At 66.9% G+C, this 17,809-nt stretch carries 18 protein-coding genes and 1 tRNA gene; 9 read left to right on the top strand and 10 right to left on the bottom strand.

The window, feature by feature from the left end:
• Positions 1-11 precede the first annotated feature (11 nt).
• The 7 genes from LU699_RS16355 (at position 12) to LU699_RS16325 (ending at position 7,171) form a co-directional block, all read left to right on the top strand.
• A complete protein-coding gene (locus LU699_RS16355; protein WP_232135761.1) occupies positions 12-1,871 on the top strand; it encodes a sensor domain-containing diguanylate cyclase in 1,860 nt (619 codons plus the stop codon).
• Positions 1,872-1,946: 75 nt separating this feature from the next.
• A tRNA-Arg gene (locus tag LU699_RS16350) sits at positions 1,947-2,023 on the top strand.
• A 102-nt stretch (positions 2,024-2,125) separates the two neighbouring features.
• Positions 2,126-3,661, top strand: a complete 1,536-nt coding sequence (gene amaB, locus LU699_RS16345) for an L-piperidine-6-carboxylate dehydrogenase (RefSeq protein WP_232135762.1) — start codon at positions 2,126-2,128, stop codon at positions 3,659-3,661.
• Between the two features lie 201 nt (positions 3,662-3,862).
• On the top strand, positions 3,863-4,153 hold the full coding sequence (locus tag LU699_RS16340; protein ID WP_232135763.1) for a DUF4190 domain-containing protein: 291 nt from the start codon (positions 3,863-3,865) through the stop codon (positions 4,151-4,153).
• A complete protein-coding gene (locus LU699_RS16335; RefSeq protein WP_232135764.1) occupies positions 4,153-5,205 on the top strand; it encodes a quinone-dependent dihydroorotate dehydrogenase in 1,053 nt (350 codons plus the stop codon). The genes LU699_RS16340 and LU699_RS16335 overlap by 1 nt, the downstream gene beginning before the upstream one ends.
• On the top strand, positions 5,202-6,245 hold the full coding sequence (gene murB / locus LU699_RS16330; protein ID WP_425491126.1) for a UDP-N-acetylmuramate dehydrogenase: 1,044 nt from the start codon (positions 5,202-5,204) through the stop codon (positions 6,243-6,245). Before LU699_RS16335 ends, murB begins: the two co-directional genes overlap by 4 nt.
• Before the next feature lie 59 nt (positions 6,246-6,304).
• Positions 6,305-7,171 carry a DMT family transporter gene (locus tag LU699_RS16325; RefSeq protein WP_232136170.1) on the top strand — a complete coding sequence of 289 codons (867 nt, stop codon included), beginning with the start codon at positions 6,305-6,307 and terminating at the stop codon, positions 7,169-7,171.
• A 33-nt stretch (positions 7,172-7,204) separates the two neighbouring features.
• Here the strand turns inward: LU699_RS16325 and lolD are convergent, their stop codons facing one another.
• The 9 genes from lolD to LU699_RS16280 form a co-directional block, all read right to left on the bottom strand.
• A complete protein-coding gene (lolD, locus tag LU699_RS16320; RefSeq protein WP_232135766.1) occupies positions 7,205-7,936 on the bottom strand; it encodes a lipoprotein-releasing ABC transporter ATP-binding protein LolD in 732 nt (243 codons plus the stop codon).
• A complete protein-coding gene (locus LU699_RS16315; protein ID WP_232135767.1) occupies positions 7,929-9,170 on the bottom strand; it encodes a lipoprotein-releasing ABC transporter permease subunit in 1,242 nt (413 codons plus the stop codon). The genes lolD and LU699_RS16315 overlap by 8 nt, the downstream gene beginning before the upstream one ends.
• A gap of 69 nt (positions 9,171-9,239) precedes the next feature.
• Entirely contained in the window at positions 9,240-9,653 is a 414-nt protein-coding gene (locus tag LU699_RS16310; protein WP_232135768.1) for a hypothetical protein, read from the bottom strand.
• Between the two features lie 4 nt (positions 9,654-9,657).
• The gene (locus LU699_RS16305; RefSeq protein WP_232135769.1) at positions 9,658-9,915 is read right to left on the bottom strand and encodes an FAD assembly factor SdhE; all 258 of its coding nucleotides are present in this window, start codon (positions 9,913-9,915) and stop codon (positions 9,658-9,660) included.
• Positions 9,916-10,122: 207 nt separating this feature from the next.
• Complete coding sequence (locus LU699_RS16300; RefSeq protein ID WP_232135770.1) at positions 10,123-10,905, bottom strand: succinate dehydrogenase iron-sulfur subunit; 783 nt, start codon at positions 10,903-10,905, stop codon at positions 10,123-10,125.
• A gap of 14 nt (positions 10,906-10,919) precedes the next feature.
• Positions 10,920-12,710, bottom strand: coding sequence for a succinate dehydrogenase flavoprotein subunit (sdhA, locus tag LU699_RS16295; RefSeq protein WP_232135771.1), 1,791 nt, complete (start codon positions 12,708-12,710; stop codon positions 10,920-10,922).
• A gap of 7 nt (positions 12,711-12,717) precedes the next feature.
• Positions 12,718-13,137, bottom strand: coding sequence for a succinate dehydrogenase, hydrophobic membrane anchor protein (sdhD, locus tag LU699_RS16290; protein ID WP_232135772.1), 420 nt, complete (start codon positions 13,135-13,137; stop codon positions 12,718-12,720).
• On the bottom strand, positions 13,134-13,529 hold the full coding sequence (gene sdhC / locus LU699_RS16285) for a succinate dehydrogenase, cytochrome b556 subunit (protein ID WP_232135773.1): 396 nt from the start codon (positions 13,527-13,529) through the stop codon (positions 13,134-13,136). Before sdhC ends, sdhD begins: the two co-directional genes overlap by 4 nt.
• Before the next feature lie 81 nt (positions 13,530-13,610).
• Entirely contained in the window at positions 13,611-13,778 is a 168-nt protein-coding gene (locus tag LU699_RS16280) for a DUF1674 domain-containing protein (protein ID WP_232580286.1), read from the bottom strand.
• A gap of 25 nt (positions 13,779-13,803) precedes the next feature.
• Here LU699_RS16280 and ygfZ point away from each other — a divergent pair, with 25 nt between their 5' ends.
• Both ygfZ and LU699_RS16270 read left to right on the top strand, forming a co-directional pair.
• On the top strand, positions 13,804-14,664 hold the full coding sequence (ygfZ, locus tag LU699_RS16275; RefSeq protein WP_425491122.1) for a CAF17-like 4Fe-4S cluster assembly/insertion protein YgfZ: 861 nt from the start codon (positions 13,804-13,806) through the stop codon (positions 14,662-14,664).
• A gap of 168 nt (positions 14,665-14,832) precedes the next feature.
• Positions 14,833-15,330, top strand: a complete 498-nt coding sequence (locus LU699_RS16270) for an OmpA family protein (protein WP_232135775.1) — start codon at positions 14,833-14,835, stop codon at positions 15,328-15,330.
• Between the two features lie 201 nt (positions 15,331-15,531).
• Here the strand turns inward: LU699_RS16270 and LU699_RS16265 are convergent, their stop codons facing one another.
• A complete protein-coding gene (locus LU699_RS16265; RefSeq protein WP_232150121.1) occupies positions 15,532-17,802 on the bottom strand; it encodes a thiamine pyrophosphate-dependent enzyme in 2,271 nt (756 codons plus the stop codon).
• Positions 17,803-17,809: the final 7 nt, after the last annotated feature.

The raw sequence follows: 17,809 nt of genomic DNA, 5'->3' as shown, positions 1-17,809 counted from the left end.
TGCGGAGATGCATGGAACACGGGGGCGAAGGGATGACGCTGATCGGCAGGACAGTGCAGGCGTGGCGATGCTGGCTGCTGCTGGCGTGTCTGTGCTGTCCGCTGCTGGCACCGGCGCTGGAACGCGCGGACGTCGTACTCGAGCCCGGCACCGAGCGTTTCGTGCTGGCGCCGCAGCTCGGCCACTACCACGACCGCGAAGACGTCGACGATCTCGCCGCCGCCTGGCGCCGCGTCGACGCGGACGGCATGGCCCCGCTGCCCGGTGGCGCCGATGCATTCGGGTTCCAGCGCGGCACGTTCTGGTTCCATGCGCGCGTGGTCAACCACGAGCCGCACGAACCGCGCTGGATGCTGGTCCAGGAGTATCCGCTCAGCGACGAAGTCGATCTGCATGTGCGGTATGCCGACGGTCGCGTGCTGCACTTCGCCGGCGGCGACCACCGCCCGTTCGCCTCGCGCAGCGTGCGTTACCGGCACCCGAATTTCAGCTTCGAACTGCCGCTGGGCGAGCCGGTCGATCTGCTGGTGCGCGTGCGCAGCCAGAGTTCGATGCAGGTGCCGTTGCAGCTCTACACGCCGAAGGCGTTCACCGAAGTCTCGCGCGACGCGCAACTGGCGATCGGCCTGTACTACGGGATCATGCTGGCGCTGTTCTTCTACAACCTGGTGCTGTGGCTGTCGCTGCGCGACGCAAGTTACTTCTGGTATCTGTGCCACGTCACCGCATTCGGCCTGGTGCTGTTCACGCTCAACGGCCTGGGCTTCGAATACCTGTGGCCAGGCTCGTCGTGGATGGCGGACCACATGGTGCCGATCTCGATCTGCCTGGCCCTGATCGCGATGCTGCAGTTCTCACGCACCTTCCTCGAACTGCCGCGGCGCTGGCCACGTGGCAACGTGCTGCTGCTCGCGCTGATGGCGTTCTTCGTGCTGTTCGGCATCGCCTCGATCTGGCTGCCGCTGCGCATCTCGACGCCCGTCGCCTCGCGCGCGGTGCTGCTGGGCGTGGTCGGCATCGTCATCGCGACGATCGTCGTGCTGCGTCGCGGCTATGCGCCGGCGTGGTTGCTGCTGCTCGCGTGGTCGATGTTCCTGCTCGGCACCGCGGTGTTCACCCTGCTGGCGTTCGGCCTGCTGCCGAAGAATTTCGCCACCGAGTACGGCGTGCAGATCGGTTCTGCGCTGGAGATGCTGCTGCTGTCGATCGCGCTGGGCCATCGCTACGCGGCGCTGCGCCACGAGAACCTGCGCATTACCGCCGAGGCCAACCAGAAACTCGAACGCAAGGTCGCCCAGCGCACCCAGGAAGTGCGCAGCACCCTGCTGCAGCTGGAAGAGGCACACGCGCGACTGCGCGATTCGAGCCGGCGCGACGGCCTGACCGGGCTCTACAACCGCACCTGGTTCCACGAGGCCTTCCGCGATCTCGCCCAGCAGGCGAAACAGACCGGCACGCCGCTCGCGGTGCTGATGATCGACCTCGATCACTTCAAGTCGATCAACGACCGCCACGGCCATCTCGCCGGCGACGACTGCCTGCGCTGGTCCGCGCGTCGCATCGGCCGCATCCTGCGCCCGCACGACGCCCTGCTCGCCCGCTTCGGCGGCGAGGAATTCGTGGCTGCGATTCCCGGCTGCGATCTGGCCGCCGCCGGCGCCATCGCCGAAGCGATCCGTCATGCGCTCGGCGATGAGCCCTTCGCCAGTGGGGATATGCGTATCCGGGTCACCGCGAGCCTCGGTGTGCACGTGGTCGATCCGGCATCGGCGATCGGCGTCGACGATGCCCTCGGCAGCGCGGACCGTGCGCTGTACGCCGCCAAGGCCAACGGCCGCGACTGCGTGGAACTGGCCACCGGCCCCTGCTGACGCTCGCCGTCGCTGTCCCGGCCGGCGCCGCGGTTTCGTGGCGCTAGGGCAGTCCGGTATCCTGTACGGCTTCACGGCCCCGTAGCTCAGCTGGATAGAGCGTCCCCCTCCTAAGGGGAAGGTCGCCCGTTCGAATCGGGCCGGGGTCACCAACCGCGACTTCCCCCGCCGGCCTTGCGCCGCGTCGCGCCGCTTCCCACCGTACGTCCGTCGATGGCCACATCGGCGGCGTCCGCTCACAAGGAGTTCTGTCCATGACCCATTCCGTCCTCACCGCGCTCGGCCTGTCCGGCACCGAATCGGGCACCTATCTGGGCAACGGCGAGTGGTCGAAGACCCGCGATGCCGGTGTCATCGAACCCGTCAACCCGACCGATGGCGAAGTACTCGCCCGCGTGCAGGCCAGCTCGCAGGCCGACTATGACCTGATCGTCGAGCGCGCCCAGGCGGCGTTCAAGATCTGGCGCAAGACCCCCGCCCCGCGCCGCGGCGAAGCCGTGCGCCTGTGCGCCGACGCACTGCGCACGCACAAGGACGCGTTGGGTTCGCTGGTCGCGCTGGAAATGGGCAAGTCGAAGCCGGAAGGCGACGGCGAAGTCCAGGAAATGATCGACATCGGCGAATTCGCCGTCGGCCTGTCGCGCCAGCTCTACGGCCTGACGATGCACTCCGAGCGTCCCGGCCACCGCATGTACGAGCAGTGGCACCCGATGGGCGTGGTCGGCATCATCAGCGCGTTCAACTTCCCGGTCGCGGTGTGGGCCTGGAATGCGCTGGTCGCGGCGGTCTGCGGCAACATCTCGATCTGGAAGCCGTCGCCGAAGACGCCGCTCTCCGCCATCGCGTCGATGAAGATCTGCAACGAGGCGCTGAACAAGGCCGGCTTCCCGGACATCTTCTTCCTGTTCAACGATGCCGGCAGCGATCTCGCGCAGGCCTTCGTCGACGACAAGCGCGTCGCGCTGGTCAGCTTCACCGGTTCGACCAAGATCGGCCGCCAGGTCGGTGAGCGCGTCGCCAAGCGCATGGGTCGCTCGCTGCTGGAACTGGGCGGCAACAACGCGATCATCGTCGACCCGACCGCCGACCTGAAGCTGGCGATCCCGGCGATCGTGTTCGGCGCCGTCGGCACGGCCGGCCAGCGCTGCACGACGACGCGCCGCCTGTTCGTGCATGAGTCGATCTATGACGACGTGCTGACCAAGCTGAAGACCGCCTACGGCCAGGTCGAGAAGAAGATCGGCGATCCGACCGACGCCGCCAACCTGATGGGCCCGCTCAACAGCCGTGATGGTGTGCAGGCGTATCTCGATGCGGTCGCCAAGGCCAAGGCCAGCGGCGGCACGATCGAGAGCGGCGGCCGCGCGCTGGACGACCGCAAGGGCAATTTCGTGCTGCCGGCGCTGATCAGCGGTCTGACCAACGATGCCGAGGTTGTGCAGACCGAAACCTTCGCCCCGATCCTCTACGTGATGAAGTACAGCGATCTGGAAGAAGCGATCGACCTGCAGAACGACGTGCCACAGGGCCTGTCGTCGTCGCTGTTCACCACCGACCTGCGCGCGTCCGAGCAGTTCCTCGCCGCCTGGGGTTCGGATTGCGGCATCGCCAACGTCAACATCGGCACCAGCGGCGCGGAAATCGGCGGCGCCTTCGGTGGCGAGAAGGAAACCGGCGGTGGTCGCGAATCGGGTTCGGACGCGTGGCGCGCCTATATGCGCCGCCAGACCAACACGATCAACTACTCCGACTCCATGCCGCTCGCCCAGGGCATCAAGTTCGACCTCTGAGGTCGATCACGGGCGTCGCGGATTCGATCCGCGGCGCCTGTGTGCTTGCGCGCGACGCCCTAGTGTCTGAATAATCGTGTCTTCCCCCGCTTTCCCTGGACCGCCGCCGATGGCGCCGCGAATTCCGGCCTGCATGCCCGCCGCGACGCGCAACCGCGTGTCTGCTTCGCCTGTGTCCGATCCGGTACGAGGTCCACACGCATGAATGCTCCCGTCGCCTTCCGCCAGACCAGTGCGATGGCGATCGTCAGTCTCGTTGCGGGCCTGCTCGGCTGGTCGCTGCTGCCGGTCATCGGCAGCGTCGTGGCGATCGTCACCGGGCATCTGGCCCGCGGCGAAATCCGCCGTCGCCCGGAAGCGCTCGAAGGCGATGGCCTCGCGGTCGCGGGTCTGGTGCTCGGTTATCTGATGGTCGCGATGGCGGTCGTCGGGTTCCTTTTCATCTTCCTGTTCTTCGGCGGCCTGCTGGCCTTCATCGCGGCGGCGTCCTGATGTACGCAAGCGCCCGTCCGCTGCTGTTCCGGCTCGACCCCGAGCGCGCGCACGGGCTCACCCTGACGGCGATGGACGCGCTGCATCGCGTGGGCCTGTCGTCGCTGATCGCGACACCGCCGCAACCGCTGCCCACCGAAGCCTTCGGTCTGCAGTTCCCGAATCCGGTCGGTCTCGCCGCCGGGCTCGACAAGAACGGCGATCACATCGATGCACTGTTCGCGCTGGGTTTCGGTTTCGTCGAAATCGGCACGATCACGCCGAAGCCGCAGGACGGCAATCCGAAACCGCGCATGTTCCGGTTGCCGCGCCACCGCGCGCTGATCAACCGTCTGGGGTTCAACAACCAGGGCGTCGATGCGCTGGTCGCCAACGTGAACCGCGCGAAGCGCGCCGGCATCCTCGGCATCAACATCGGCAAGAACAAGGACACGCCGAACGAATCGGCGGCCGACGACTATCTGTTCTGCCTCGAGCGTGTGTATCCGCTGGCGGACTACATCACCGTCAATATCTCCTCGCCCAACACGGCCGGCCTGCGCGAACTGCAGGAAGAGCAGGCACTGCGCCGGCTGATCGGCACACTGCGCGACGCGCAGGAGCGCCTGGCCTCGCAACACGGCAAGCGCGTGCCGCTGCTGGTCAAGGTGGCGCCCGATCTGAGCGACGACGACATCGAGGCCGCGGCCCGGGTGCTGTCGGATCTGCATGTCGACGGCGTCATCGCCACCAACACCACGATCTCGCGCATCAGCGTGCAGGACGACCGCCGCGCCGACGAGGCCGGCGGGCTGTCCGGCGAGCCGCTGATGAACAAGGCGACCACCGTGCTGCGGATGATGCGCACGCGCCTCGCCAGCGAGATTCCGCTGGTCGGCGTGGGCGGTATCCTGTCGGGCGCCGATGCGGTCAAGAAGATGGCCGCCGGTGCGGCGCTGGTGCAGGTGTATTCGGGTCTGATCTATCGCGGCCCGGCGCTGATCGGCGACTGCGTCGAAGCGATCCGCCGACGTCGCGAAGCCCCGAGCCGCGGCAACCTGCCCAGCCTCTGATCACAGCAATGTCCGACTCCTTCCGTCTGCTGCAGCCGGCCGATCTGGGCCCGCGCAACACCTTCGGCGTGGCCGCGCATGCGCGCCGGCTGATCGAGGTGCTCGATGCCGCGGCCGTGCCGCAGGCGCTGGCCGCGCTCGACGGCGATATGCGCCCGCTGGTCATCGGCGGCGGCAGCAATCTGCTGTTCGCGGGCGATGCCATAGATGCGCTCGCGATCATCGATGCGCGACGCAGCGTGGTCTCCGACGATGGCGAGCGCGTCGTCGTTCGCGCTGCTGCCGGCGCCGACTGGCACGGCTTCGTGCTGTGGACGCTGGCGCAGGAGCTCGGCGGCATGGAGAACCTGGCGCTGATTCCGGGCACGGTCGGCGCCGCGCCGATCCAGAACATCGGCGCGTACGGCGTCGAGGTCGGTGAGCATGTGGTCGCGGTCGAGGCCTTCGACCAGGACACGCGCAACTTCGTGCGGCTCGATCGCGATGCCTGTCGCTTCGGCTATCGCGACAGCATCTTCAAGCAACTGCCGGATCGCTGGATCGTCACCGCCGTCGAGTTCGCCCTGCACCGCTTCGCCGAACCGGTGCTCGATTACGCGGGCCTGCGCGATGTACTGGCCGCGCGCGGCATCACCGCGCCGCGCCCGCTCGACGTCGCCGAGGCCGTCATCGACATCCGACGCAGCAAGTTGCCGGACCCTGCGGTGATCGGCAACGCCGGCAGCTTCTTCAAGAATCCGATCGTGCCGGCCGCGCAGGCCGCCGCACTGGTCGCCGCGCATGCGGGCATTCCGGTGTTCGCAGTCGACGAAGGCCTGCGCAAACTTTCGGCCGCGTGGCTGATCGATCGCTGCGGCTGGAAGGGCCATCGCGATGGCGACGCCGGTGTGGCGCCCGGCCACGCGCTGGTGCTGGTCAATCACGGCAACGCACAGGGCACAGAACTGCTGGGGCTGGCGCGACGCATCGCGGCCTCGGTGCAGATGCGCTTCGGCGTGGCGCTGGAACCCGAACCGAAAATCGTCGGCGCGGCGTGGTGAGCGCGCGCGCCCTGCTCCGCTGGCGACCCGCGACCGTGCAGGGGCAGGCCGCGTTGCTGATGCTCGGCAGCACCTCGGCCTTCGCGCTGATGGCGATCGCGATCCGCTACGCATCGGCGACCGTTCCGACCACCGAGGTCGCGTTCTTCCGCAACTTCTTCGGCCTGCTCGCCCTGCTGACGATCATCCTGCGCAGCGGCGCCGGCCTGCCGCGCACGCGCAATCTGGGCCGCTATGTGATCCGCACCGTGGTCGGTCTCGGCTCGATGCTGTGCGCGTTCTGGGCGATCGGCCATCTGCCGTTGTCGCAGGCGATCTCGCTGTCGTATGCGGCGCCGCTGTTCGCGACGATCGCAGCGGTGATCTGGCTCGGCGAGATTGTACGTGTCCGGCGCTGGATGGCGGTGTCCGCCGGTTTTCTCGGCGTGCTGGTGATCCTGCGACCGGGCGTGGCGTTCACCGCCGCGATGCTGGTGCCGGTGGTCGGTGCGCTGCTCGCCGCGCTGGTCGCGATCCAGATGAAGCAGCTCTCGAAGCTGGATCCGCCGGACACGATCGTGTTCTACACCTACCTGCTGTGGGTGCCGCTGTCGCTGATACCGGCCCTGTTCCAGTGGGTCTGGCCGAGTCCGACGGTGTGGCTGTGGCTGATCGCGACCGGCGTGCTCGGCACGTTGGGCCAATGGCTGTGGACGCGGGCGCTGCGCCTGGGCGAAGTATCCGCGCTGCAACCGATCAGCTTCGTGCAGTTGCCGATCGTCGTGCTGTTCGGCTGGCTGCTGTTCGGCGAAGTCATCGACATGTGGACCGCGATCGGCGCCGGCATCGTGTTCGGTGCGAACGGGTACATCGCGCACCGCGAAGCGGTGCTGTCGCGCCGGGCCGCGACACAGCGGCCGACTGAAGCAGCGAAGCCGAGCGAATAGGTCCTGCAGGCGCAGCAGCCGCTGCGCCCGACCTCAGACGTCGTCCTTCGCGACCTCGCGCAGCTTGCCCTGATGCAGCTCCATGACCCGGTCGAGCTTGCGCGCGAGTCGGCGGTCATGCGTCACCAGCACGAGGCTGGTGTGCTGCGCGCGGTTGAGTTCGAGCATCAGCTCGAACACCGTGGCCGCAGTGCGCTCGTCGAGATTGCCGGTCGGCTCGTCACCGAGCACGCAGGCCGGCTTGTTGACCAGCGCACGCGCGACCGCAGCGCGCTGACGCTCGCCACCCGATAGTTCGCCCGGCTTGTGGGCGAGTCGATGGCCGAGGCCGACGGTCTCCAGCAGATCGCGCGACCGCTTCGTGGCGTCGGCATCGCTGGCACCGTTGAGCAGCGCCGGCAGCATCACGTTCTCAAGCGCCGTGAACTCGGGCAGCAGATGATGGAACTGGTAGACGAAGCCCAGCGAGCGGTTGCGCAGCGTGCCGCGCGCCGCGTTCGACAGCGCGCTCATCTTCTGGCCGGACACGTACACCTCGCCTGCCGTCGGCGTATCCAGCCCGCCGAGCAGATGCAGCAGCGTGCTCTTGCCGGCGCCGGACGCACCGAGGATCGCGACGGTTTCGCCCGCGCGCACCGCGAAATCCAGGCCGTCGAACACCGGCGTATTCAACGTGCCTTCGGCGTAGGTCTTGCCCAGGCCTTCGGCCGCGAGCACGACGGTGTCGGGCGCGGAGGCGGGTGCAGTCGTGGTCGTGTCACTCATAGCGCAGCGCCTCCGCCGGAGCCGTGCGCGCGGCGCGCAGTGCCGGATAGATCGTCGCGACGAAGGCCATCACCAACGCGACGCTGGCGATCATCACCACGTCGCTGACCTGCAGATCGATCGGCAGACCGGTCACGTAATAAACGTCCTCGGGCATCAGCACGACGCTGAACAGGCGTTCGATCGCACCGAGGATGTGTTCGAGATTGAAGGTCAGCAGCAGGCCGCCGGTGATGCCGAGAATCGTGCCGATCACGCCGATCATCGTGCCCTGCACCATGAACACCTGCATGACCCCGCCGGGCGTGAGCCCCAGCGTGCGCAGGATGGCGATGTCGGCCTGTTTGTCGGTCACCAGGCTCACCTGCGACGCGACGAGATTGAACGAGCCCATGACGATGATCAGCGACAGCAGAATGCCGATCATCGTCTTCTCGAGTTTCAACGCGCGGAACATGTTCGCGTTCTCGATGCTCCAGTCGCTCACCCGGTACACGCCGCCGAGCTTGTGCACGAGGTCGCGCGTGACCTGCTGCGCGCGGTCCATGTCGTGCAGTTTCAGGCGCACGCCGGTGACGCCGTCGCCAATGCGCAACAGCCGCTGCGCATCGCTGAGATTGACCACCGCGAGGCGCCGGTCGAAATCCTGGTAGCCGGCCTCGAAAATGCCGCTGACAGTGAAGCGTTTGAGCTGCGGCACCGCGCCCATTGGCGTGACCTGGAAATCCGTGGTCACGATGACGCTGTCGCCGACGCCGACACCGAGCCACAGCGCGAGTTCGCGTCCGAGCACGATGTTGAACGTGCCCGGCTGCAGATCCTCGAGCTTGCCGATGACCATCGACGTGGTGAGGTCGGACACCTGCGCTTCGTCCTCGGGCACGATCGCGCGCACCGCAGCCGGCTCGTTGCGACGGCCGCGCAGCAGCGCCTGCGTGTCGACGTAGGGCGCGGCGCCGGCGACGCGGGGATCCTCGCGCGCGACATCGACCGCGCGTTGCCAGTTCGACAGCGTGTCGCCGTCGGCGCTGATCGTCGCGTGCGCGACCATGCCGAGCATGCGGTCGCGGATTTCCTTCTGAAAGCCGCTCATCACCGCGAGCGTCGTGATCAGTACGGTCACGCCGATGGCGATGCCGAGGATCGAGGCCAGCGAGATGAAGGAGATGAAGCCGTTGCGCCGCTTGGCCCTGAGATAACGCAGGCCGATGGCGGCAGGAATGGGTCTGAGCATGGACGTCCGGTCATGGGGGCCGCGGCGTCCGCGGCCGCCGGGCCGGTGCGCCGCCCGCCCGGGGCGCCGCTATGGTGCCATCGAATCCGGTGTCGGTCGCGTCACGAGCGCGGAAGCGGCCAGACGGAGTTCACGTCGCGCGGGGGGCGGCAGCGTGTCGGGCCACCACAGCAGTCGACGCACGCGGCGACCGTCACGCCAACACAGGATCGCCAGCGGGCCGCGCCATTCGAGTTGCGGCGTGTCGAGGACGACGCCATCGAGGTGGGCGGCACCTGCGGCATCGATGACGAGTGCGCGCACCGGTGCACGTCGCTCAAGGGCGATGCGATGCAGGGTCGCAGCGACGACCAATGGCATCGCGCAGACGGTGGCGATCATCGGCAGTTCGGACAACCACAGCGCGATGCACGCACAGAATCCGATCGCCGCGAGCGCACCCTGCAGCAGGATCGAAGGTCGCCACGCCAGCCGCAGCGGCAACGGCTCAGCCGGGCGAGAGCTGCCGGATCGACTGGACGAGGGTGTCGAGCTGCGCATCGTCGGAACGCTCATGGCCGAGGAACCACTTCCAGAGCCTATCGTCCTCGCAATCCAGCAGCCGTCGGAAAACCTCGCGCTCGGCTTCGGTGGATGTCGCCCAGCAGCGGTCGAGCCAGCGCTCGAACAAGCGGTCGAGCTCGCGCATGCCACGCCGGCTGCGCCAGCGCAGGCGACGGAGTTCGGTGGCGTCGTCGTAGGTCATGCGTTTTCTGATCCCTGACAGGCGACGCTCGAGCCCGTCATTCCGGCGAACGCCGGAATCCAGTGTCTCTGCTTCGCGATAACGGTATCCGGGAACGCCCAAGACGCGGGATTCCGGCGTTCGCCGGAATGACGGACAGGTATTCCGACAGAAACTGGCGGCGCCTCACGCCCGATCGATACATCGCATCGACCAGGCGCCTGCCGATCAGCCGCGACGCGCCAGCATCAGCTGCTTGATCTCGCCGATCGCCTTGGCCGGGTTCAGACCCTTCGGGCAGGTCCGGGCGCAGTTCATGATCGTGTGGCAGCGATAGAGCTTGAACGGATCTTCCAGATCGTCCAGACGCGCACCGGTGTCTTCGTCGCGGCTGTCGATGATCCAGCGGTAGGCCTGCAGCAGCACGGCCGGGCCGAGATACCGCTCACCGTTCCACCAGTAGCTCGGGCAGCTGGTCGAGCAGCAGGCGCACAGGATGCACTCGTACAGACCGTCGAGCTTGGCGCGGTCTTCCTTGGACTGCAGACGCTCGCGATCCGGCGGCGCCGCGCTCTGCGTGCGGATCCACGGCTGGATCGACGCGTACTGCGCGTAGAAGTGGGTCAGGTCGGGCACCAGATCCTTGACCACTTCCATGTGCGGCAGCGGGTAGATCGGCACCTCGGCCTTCTTGCAGTCCTCGATCGCGCGAGTACAGGCCAGCGTGTTCGTGCCGTCGATGTTCATCGCGCACGAACCGCAGATGCCCTCGCGGCACGAACGGCGGAAGGTCAGCGTCGGATCGATCTCGTTCTTGATCTTGATCAGTGCGTCGAGAACCATCGGCCCGCACTTGTCGAGATCGACCTCGTAGGTATCCGTCGACGGATTGCGACCGTCATCGGGATTCCAACGATAGACCTTGAAGGTGCGCGTACGCGTGGCGCCCGTGGCCGGGAAATGCCGGCCCTGCTGCACCTTGGAATTCTTCGGAAGCGAAAATTCTGCCATTTTGATTCCCCGGCTCAGTAAACGCGTGCTTTCGGCGGCACGACTTCGACTTCGTCGTCGAGCGTGTACATGTGCACCGGGCGGTAATCGATCTGCGTGTTGCCGGCATTGTCGGCCCAGCACAGGGTGTGCTTGTGCCAGTTCTCGTCGTCGCGGTCCGGGAAGTCCTCATGCGCATGCGCGCCGCGGGATTCCTTGCGGTTCTCGGCCGAAACGATGGTGACCAGCGCCTGGCCCAGCAGGTTCTGCAGTTCCATGGTCTCGATCAGATCCGAGTTCCAGACCATCGAGCGGTCGCTGACCTTGACGTCGGCGAACGAGGCATGGATCTCGCGGATCTTGTCGACGCCTTCGGCCAGCGTTTTGCTGGTGCGGAACACGGCAGCGTCGTTCTGCATCGTGCGCTGCATGTTGTCGCGGATCACCGAGGTCGGCGTGCCGCCAGTGGCGTGACGCAGCGCGTCGAGGTTCGACAGCGACTTGTCGCAGGCATCCTTGGCGAGCGGCTTGTGGCGCGCGCCCGGCGTGAGCGTCTCGGCGCAGCGGTTGGCCACCGCGCGACCGAACACCACCAGATCGAGCAGCGAGTTCGAGCCCAGACGGTTCGCGCCGTGCACCGACACGCAGGCAGCTTCGCCGATCGCGTACAGGCCCGGGACCACCGCATCCGGATTGCCGTCCTTCAACTGCACGACTTCGCCGTGGTAGTTGGTCGGAATGCCGCCCATGTTGTAGTGCACGGTCGGAATCACCGGGATCGGCTGCTTCTCGACGTCGACGCCGGCGAAAATCCGCGCGCTCTCGGCGATGCCGGGCAGCTTCTCGTGGATTTCCTTCGGGTCGAGATGGGTCAGATCCAGATGGATGTGATCCTTGTGCTCGCCGACGCCGCGGCCTTCGAGGATTTCCATCGTCATCGAACGCGAGACGACGTCACGCGAGGCGAGATCCTTGGCGTTCGGTGCGTAGCGCTCCATGAAGCGCTCGCCGCTGGCGTTGCGCAGAATGCCGCCTTCGCCGCGCACGCCTTCGGTGATCAGACAACCCGCGCCGTAGATACCGGTCGGGTGGAACTGCACGAACTCCATGTCCTGCAGACCCAGGCCGGCGCGCAGCGCCATGCCGCCACCGTCGCCGGTGCAGGTGTGCGCGGAGGTCGCGGAGAAGTACGCGCGGCCGTAGCCACCGGTCGCCAGCACCACGCCCTGGGCGCGGAACAGATGCAACGTGCCCTCGGCCATGTCGAGTGCGAGCACGCCGCGGCAGGCGCCGTCCTCGTCCATGATCAGGTCGAGCGCGAAGTACTCGATGAAGAAGCGCGCGTCATGCGCCAGCGACTGCTGGTAGAGCGTGTGCAGGATCGCGTGGCCGGTGCGGTCGGCCGCGGCGCAGGTGCGCTGGGCGATGCCCTTGCCATATTCGGTGGTCATGCCGCCGAACGGACGCTGGTAGATCTTGCCTTCTTCGGTACGCGAGAACGGCACGCCCTGGTGCTCGAGCTCGATGATCGCGGGGATGGCCTCACGGCACATGTACTGGATGGCGTCCTGGTCGCCCAGCCAGTCGGAGCCCTTGATCGTGTCGTAGAAGTGATAGCGCCAGTCGTCGTCGCCCATGTTGCCGAGGGCTGCAGAGATGCCGCCCTGCGCTGCGACGGTGTGCGAGCGCGTCGGGAAGACTTTGGTCAGACATGCAGTCTGCAGGCCCTTGTGGGCCAGGCCGAAGGTCGCGCGCAGGCCGGCGCCGCCGGCGCCAACGACGATCATGTCGTAGGTGTGTTCGGTGATCTTGTAAGCGTTGGTCATGTGGTTCTCAGCCCAGCAGTGCGATGCGCGCAATCGCGTACAGCGATGCGAGCGCGCCAGCGGCGCAGGCGAATGTGACGAGGAGCTGGAGGCTGACCTCCAGCGCGCGCTGGTGGATGTAATCCTCGATCACCACCTGCAGGCCGAGCTTGGCGTGCCAGAACATCGCAATGGCGAACAGCGCGAAGGCGATCGCGTTGAACGGACGCGCGATGACGGTCTGCACGGTGACGAGATCGGCGCCGGCCAGCGACACCAGGGTGCCGATGAACCACGCGACCAGCGGCACCAGCGCCACGGCGGTGACACGCTGCCACCAGAAATGACCGGTACCGGTCTTGCCCGAACCCAGGCCGCGTGCGCGACCGACGGGCGTACGGAAATCGGGCCGCTGCACGGCCTGGTCCGGCGTCTTGGACTCGCTCATGCGCCACCCCGCAATGCAATGAACCAGATCACGGCGGTCAACACGACGGCCAGGGTGATCACGGTGTACCCGGAGCGATAGACCTCCGGCAGTTCGAAGCCCATGCCCGCATCCCACATCAGGTGGCGGATGCCGTTGAGCAGGTGGTAGACCAGCGCGAACGAGAACGCGATGAGCGCGATCGTGCCGAGCGGCGAACCGAGGCAGGCCGAAGCGCTCACGTAGGCGTCGCCGCCCTTGGCGACCGCCAGCAACCACCAGGCGAGGCCGAATGCACCGACCGAGGCGATGATGCCGGTGACCCGGTGCATCAGGGACATCACCGATGTGATCTGCAGGCGATAGAGCGTGCCGAGCATGAACGGTGACAGGGGGCGGTTACGGTGTGCCATCGTTGTACTGCTCTCCTCGCTGGCGGCGTCTCGCCGCGTGGCTGGTACTGCGGATCTGCCCGCCAGACACGACGTGACGGATCAAAAATCGATGCAACGACCGTTCTTTTCCCAGTCGCCATACCGCGTGGGATCGAGACCGTTGCGGCCTCCGATCTCTTCTGCGGGCGGCGATGCCGGAACAGGCATTTCCGCAGGCGACGACGACGGTGTGTCCGTGTCCTCGCCTATGATGTCCGGATTGGTCATTCGTTCAATTTTAGTTCCCACGGGCATGTCAGACAAGCTGCAATCCACTTCCGATGCTGCATTCGCGCTTCCGGACATCGCATCGTTGACGCTTCGCGGACGCGATTGCATCGCATTCGCGCAAGCGCAGTTCATGAGCGATATCGCGACGCTCGGTGACGGACAGTGGCAGTGGAGCGGTTGGTTGACCCCGAAGGGACGTGTGATCGCCCTGTTCGCCGTGCTTCGGCACAGCGCCGAACGGCTCGATCTGGTCGTACTCGATGCCGATGTCGACGCATTGGCGACATCGCTGAGACGCTACGTCTTCCGCAGCAAGGTCTCGATCGAGGTGCACAGCGACATTTATGCGACGGGACGGTTCGCACCACCGTCGATTGCGCAGAACGCGACCGCGGCAATCGATGCCGCCGGAATCGAACTGGACTTTGGCTCGCCCGCCGAACCGCGCACGCTGGTGATGCGTGAGGTCGATACCGACATCGCACACGATGCCGACGCGCAGCTGCGCTGGCGCGCGTTCGACATCGCCCACGGCCTGCCCCGCCTCGACGTGGACCAGCGCGAGCAGTGGACGCCGCAGCAGCTGTCTCTCGAACGTTTGCGCGCCTTCAGCGTCGCCAAGGGCTGCTATCCCGGACAGGAAATCGTCGCGCGCACGCACTTCCTCGGCCAGGCAAAACGCGGCTTGGCCGTTCTGCGCAGCGCAGCCGATGCCGCAGCTGGCGAAGACGTGCGGACCGGCGAACAGGTGCTGGGCAAGGTCGTATCCATCGCCGGCGATCTCGCGCTGGCGGTGCTGCCGCTCGAACGGCCTGACGCGCCGCTGCAGATCGGCGGGATCGATGTCGTCGACACACCGCTGCTGGACGGCTTCGCCCGCTGATCCCACGGGCGTTCCCGGCCCGCCCTGATCGCCATCCGACTGTCGTGATCCGGCTGCTATGCTCGGCCGCGACAGGGGGCGCACGCGCCCAGGGGAATGTCGAAGCCGTCGCTGCACGGGTTATCGCCTGCGGCGACATGGATCAGGGGAACCATCCAAGGGGTCGTCATGAAACACAGTTCGCTGTCCGCGGCGTTTGCCGCGTCCGTTGTCACGTGTGTGCTCGCCGCGTGCGCCAGCTCGGCGCCGGTGCAGGAATCCGCGGTACCGCCGCCACCCGAACCGACCGCGTTCGTCGAACAACTCGATGCCGACGGCCTGTTCGCGTTCGGCAAGGCCGACATCCGCGACATCAGCCCGGCCGGACGCGCTGCACTCGATGCCCTCGCCGGCCGCCTGTCGGGCCGCACGCTCGACGTCGTCCACGTCATCGGCCATAGCGACCGCATCGGCAACCGCCAAGGCAACCTGCGCCTGTCGAACCGCCGCGCCGAAGCCGTGCGCGGGTATCTGGTCGAACACGGCGTGCCGTCGGACCGCATCACCGCGGTAGGTCGCGGGGATGTCGAGCCGGTGAGCGAATGCAAATCCGAGCGTGGTCAGGCGCTGATTACGTGCCTGGCGCCGAACCGGCGCGTGGAAGTGCGGGTGCGCTTGGCGGAATGACGCAGATCGCGACGTCGATCGGTGATGGCCCTTCCCCCTCTGGGGGAAGGTGCCCGGAGGGCGGATGAGGGCGCTTTTCGGAGATGCTCCTATAGCGGCCCTCCCTCACCCGACGCGCTGCGCGCGTCGACCTCTCCCAAAGGGAGATGTCGTCATTATTCCTATCGGCTGACAAGACGCGTCCCCGGCGCCAACAGCGCCTCACACCATCGTCAGCGCCGCCGCGACGATGTCCGCCTGCGACGGAATCACCAGGAATGCCGCGCTCGCCAGCGGGGTGAACGTATCGGCGCCCACTACGCGCCGCAGCGGCATGTCGCCGAAACCCGCCTCCGCGATCGCGGTGACGATGCCCTCGCCTACGCCCGCGCTGCGACGCCCCTCGTCGACCACCACCACGCGTGCGCATTCGCCGACATGGCGGGCGATCTCGCCTTCGTTGAGCGGCAGCAGCCAGCGCAGATCGACCACACGTACCTTCCAGCCGCGCTCGGCTTGGATCGCGCGCGCTGCACGCAGACTCATCGGCACGCCGTTGCCGAAGGTCAGCACGACCAGATCGGTGGCGTTTGCATCGTAGACACGCGCTTCGCCGAACGGCATCGCCTGGTCCGGCGGCGGATAGGCCGTCGACCAGCCGCCGTCGCCGGCCGCGTACATATCTTTGGCCATGTACAGCGCGATCGGCTCGAGGAACAGGCACACGCGACCATCGACCTTGGCCATCGCGGTGAGCGTGCGCAGCATCGTCGCCGCGTCGTCGCCGCGCGAGGGACAGCCGACGACGATGCCGGGAATGTCGCGCAGCGCCGCGATCGAATTATCGTTGTGGAAATGCCCACCGAAACCGCGCTGATAACCCAGCGACGCGATGCGCACGACCATCGGATTGCGGTACTGGCCGTTGCTGAAGAACTGCAGGCTCGCAGCCTCGCCGCGGATCTGGTCAGCGGCATTGTGGAAGTACGCGAGGTACTGGATTTCGGGCAGCGGGAGCATGCCCATATTCGCGAAACCCTGGGCCAGACCGAGAATCGTCGTTTCGTCGAGCAGCGTATTGAACACGCGCCGCCCGCCGAAGGTCTTCTGCAGGCCCTTGGTGACGGTATAGACACCGCCCTTCTGCGCGACGTCCTCGCCGAACAGCAACGCTTCGGGATACTTCGCGAACAGGTCGTGCAGCGCCTGGTTGATCTGCACCGCCAGATGCTTCGGCGGCTGGCGTTCGGGCAACGCAGCCTCGCTGCCGAAGACCGCGATGCGCGCATCGGCATCGGGCACGCGCGTTGCCTCGACGTGGACCTGTTCCGGCGAGTACGGCGCGAGGGGTGCCATCACATCGTCCAGCCGGGTCAGGCGCGGACGGCTGTCGGCGTCTTCCGCGGCGGCGAAACAGCGCACCCGCATGGCCTCGTAGAGCTCCAGCAATTCGCTTTTCGACAGCAGTCCCGATTCGAGCGCGATTGCCGCGCTGCGCAGCAAGGGATCGCTGGCCTCGACCGCGCACAGTTCTGCCAGCGCGCGCCACTCGATCTCGAAATCGGTGCCGGCGTGGCCCATGAGCCGGGTCGTGCGCAAGTGCAGGAAAGTCGGCCGCCGCGTGCGTCGGCAGTGTGCGACCGCGCGCTCGACATCGCCGTAACCGGAAGCAAGATCCAGTCCGTCGGCAGCGAAATAGTCGAGATCGGGCCGGTGGGCGAAGTTGCGCGCGATCCAGCCATCCGGCGTCTTCACCGAAATGCCGATGCCGTTGTCCTCGCAGACGAACAGCACCGGCGCCGGCAGCTTCTGGTACGCGCTGTAAGCGGCAGCGTTGAACGCGGTCTGCGCGGTCGCGTGGTTGCTCGACGCATCGCCGAACGAGCACACGACAATGCTGTCGACCGGCACCGGCAACGCGTGGCCGATGCGACGCGCGTGCTCGATCGCGATCGCGGTGCCCAGCGCCTTGGGCAGGTGCGAGGCGATCGTCGAGGTCTGCGGCAAGACCCACAGCGGCTTGCTGCCCCAGACCTTGTGCCGGCCGCCACTGGCCGGATCGTCCGCGCTCGCGGCGAACGACAGCGCCGAATCCATCACCGGATCCATGCCCGGCACCTTGCGGAAACGCTCGGCCATGAAGCCGCCGCTGCGGTAATGCAGGAACGCCGGATCGGTATGCCGCGTGGCACGCGCGACCATCGCATTGCCTTCGTGGCCGCTCGAACCGATCGTGTAGAAGACTTTGTTCTGCACCCGCAGCACGCGCGCCATCAGATCGAGATGGCGACTGATCAGCTGCGACTCGAACAGTTCGCGAAACCCTCGCGCATCCAGCGCGCTGCCGTCGACGATCATCTCGTGATCGGCAGGTACGGCATCGCGCTGGCCGTCCCACTCGCGGACGAACTGCTGGAAATTCGCGTCGCAGATCTCGGCGCGGTTGAGGCCCTTCATGCGGGCCGGGATCGGATCGGGAACGACTGCAAACATCGAGTCA

It is taken from the genome of Luteimonas fraxinea (assembly GCF_021233355.1).
Classification (GTDB): domain Bacteria; phylum Pseudomonadota; class Gammaproteobacteria; order Xanthomonadales; family Xanthomonadaceae; genus Luteimonas; species Luteimonas fraxinea.
This window is presented reverse-complemented; position numbering and strand designations above follow the sequence as displayed.

Bases quoted from the DNA above. Each gene is read 5' to 3' on its own strand.
- lolD (WP_232135766.1), bottom strand. From the start codon at position 7,936: ATGAGTGACACGACCACGACTGCACCCGCCTCCGCGCCCGACACCGTC.
- LU699_RS16335 (WP_232135764.1), top strand. From the start codon at position 4,153: ATGTACGCAAGCGCCCGTCCGCTGCTGTTCCGGCTCGACCCCGAGCGC.
- LU699_RS16300 (WP_232135770.1), bottom strand. From the start codon at position 10,905: ATGGCAGAATTTTCGCTTCCGAAGAATTCCAAGGTGCAGCAGGGCCGG.
- LU699_RS16340 (WP_232135763.1), top strand. From the start codon at position 3,863: ATGAATGCTCCCGTCGCCTTCCGCCAGACCAGTGCGATGGCGATCGTC.
- ygfZ (WP_425491122.1), top strand. From the start codon at position 13,804: ATGTCAGACAAGCTGCAATCCACTTCCGATGCTGCATTCGCGCTTCCG.
- sdhA (WP_232135771.1), bottom strand. From the start codon at position 12,710: ATGACCAACGCTTACAAGATCACCGAACACACCTACGACATGATCGTC.
- LU699_RS16315 (WP_232135767.1), bottom strand. From the start codon at position 9,170: ATGCTCAGACCCATTCCTGCCGCCATCGGCCTGCGTTATCTCAGGGCC.
- sdhD (WP_232135772.1), bottom strand. From the start codon at position 13,137: ATGAGCGAGTCCAAGACGCCGGACCAGGCCGTGCAGCGGCCCGATTTC.
- LU699_RS16270 (WP_232135775.1), top strand. From the start codon at position 14,833: ATGAAACACAGTTCGCTGTCCGCGGCGTTTGCCGCGTCCGTTGTCACG.
- LU699_RS16305 (WP_232135769.1), bottom strand. From the start codon at position 9,915: ATGACCTACGACGACGCCACCGAACTCCGTCGCCTGCGCTGGCGCAGC.
- LU699_RS16280 (WP_232580286.1), bottom strand. From the start codon at position 13,778: ATGACCAATCCGGACATCATAGGCGAGGACACGGACACACCGTCGTCG.
- amaB (WP_232135762.1), top strand. From the start codon at position 2,126: ATGACCCATTCCGTCCTCACCGCGCTCGGCCTGTCCGGCACCGAATCG.
- LU699_RS16355 (WP_232135761.1), top strand. From the start codon at position 12: ATGGAACACGGGGGCGAAGGGATGACGCTGATCGGCAGGACAGTGCAG.
- sdhC (WP_232135773.1), bottom strand. From the start codon at position 13,529: ATGGCACACCGTAACCGCCCCCTGTCACCGTTCATGCTCGGCACGCTC.
- LU699_RS16265 (WP_232150121.1), bottom strand. From the start codon at position 17,802: ATGTTTGCAGTCGTTCCCGATCCGATCCCGGCCCGCATGAAGGGCCTC.
- LU699_RS16325 (WP_232136170.1), top strand. From the start codon at position 6,305: ATGCTCGGCAGCACCTCGGCCTTCGCGCTGATGGCGATCGCGATCCGC.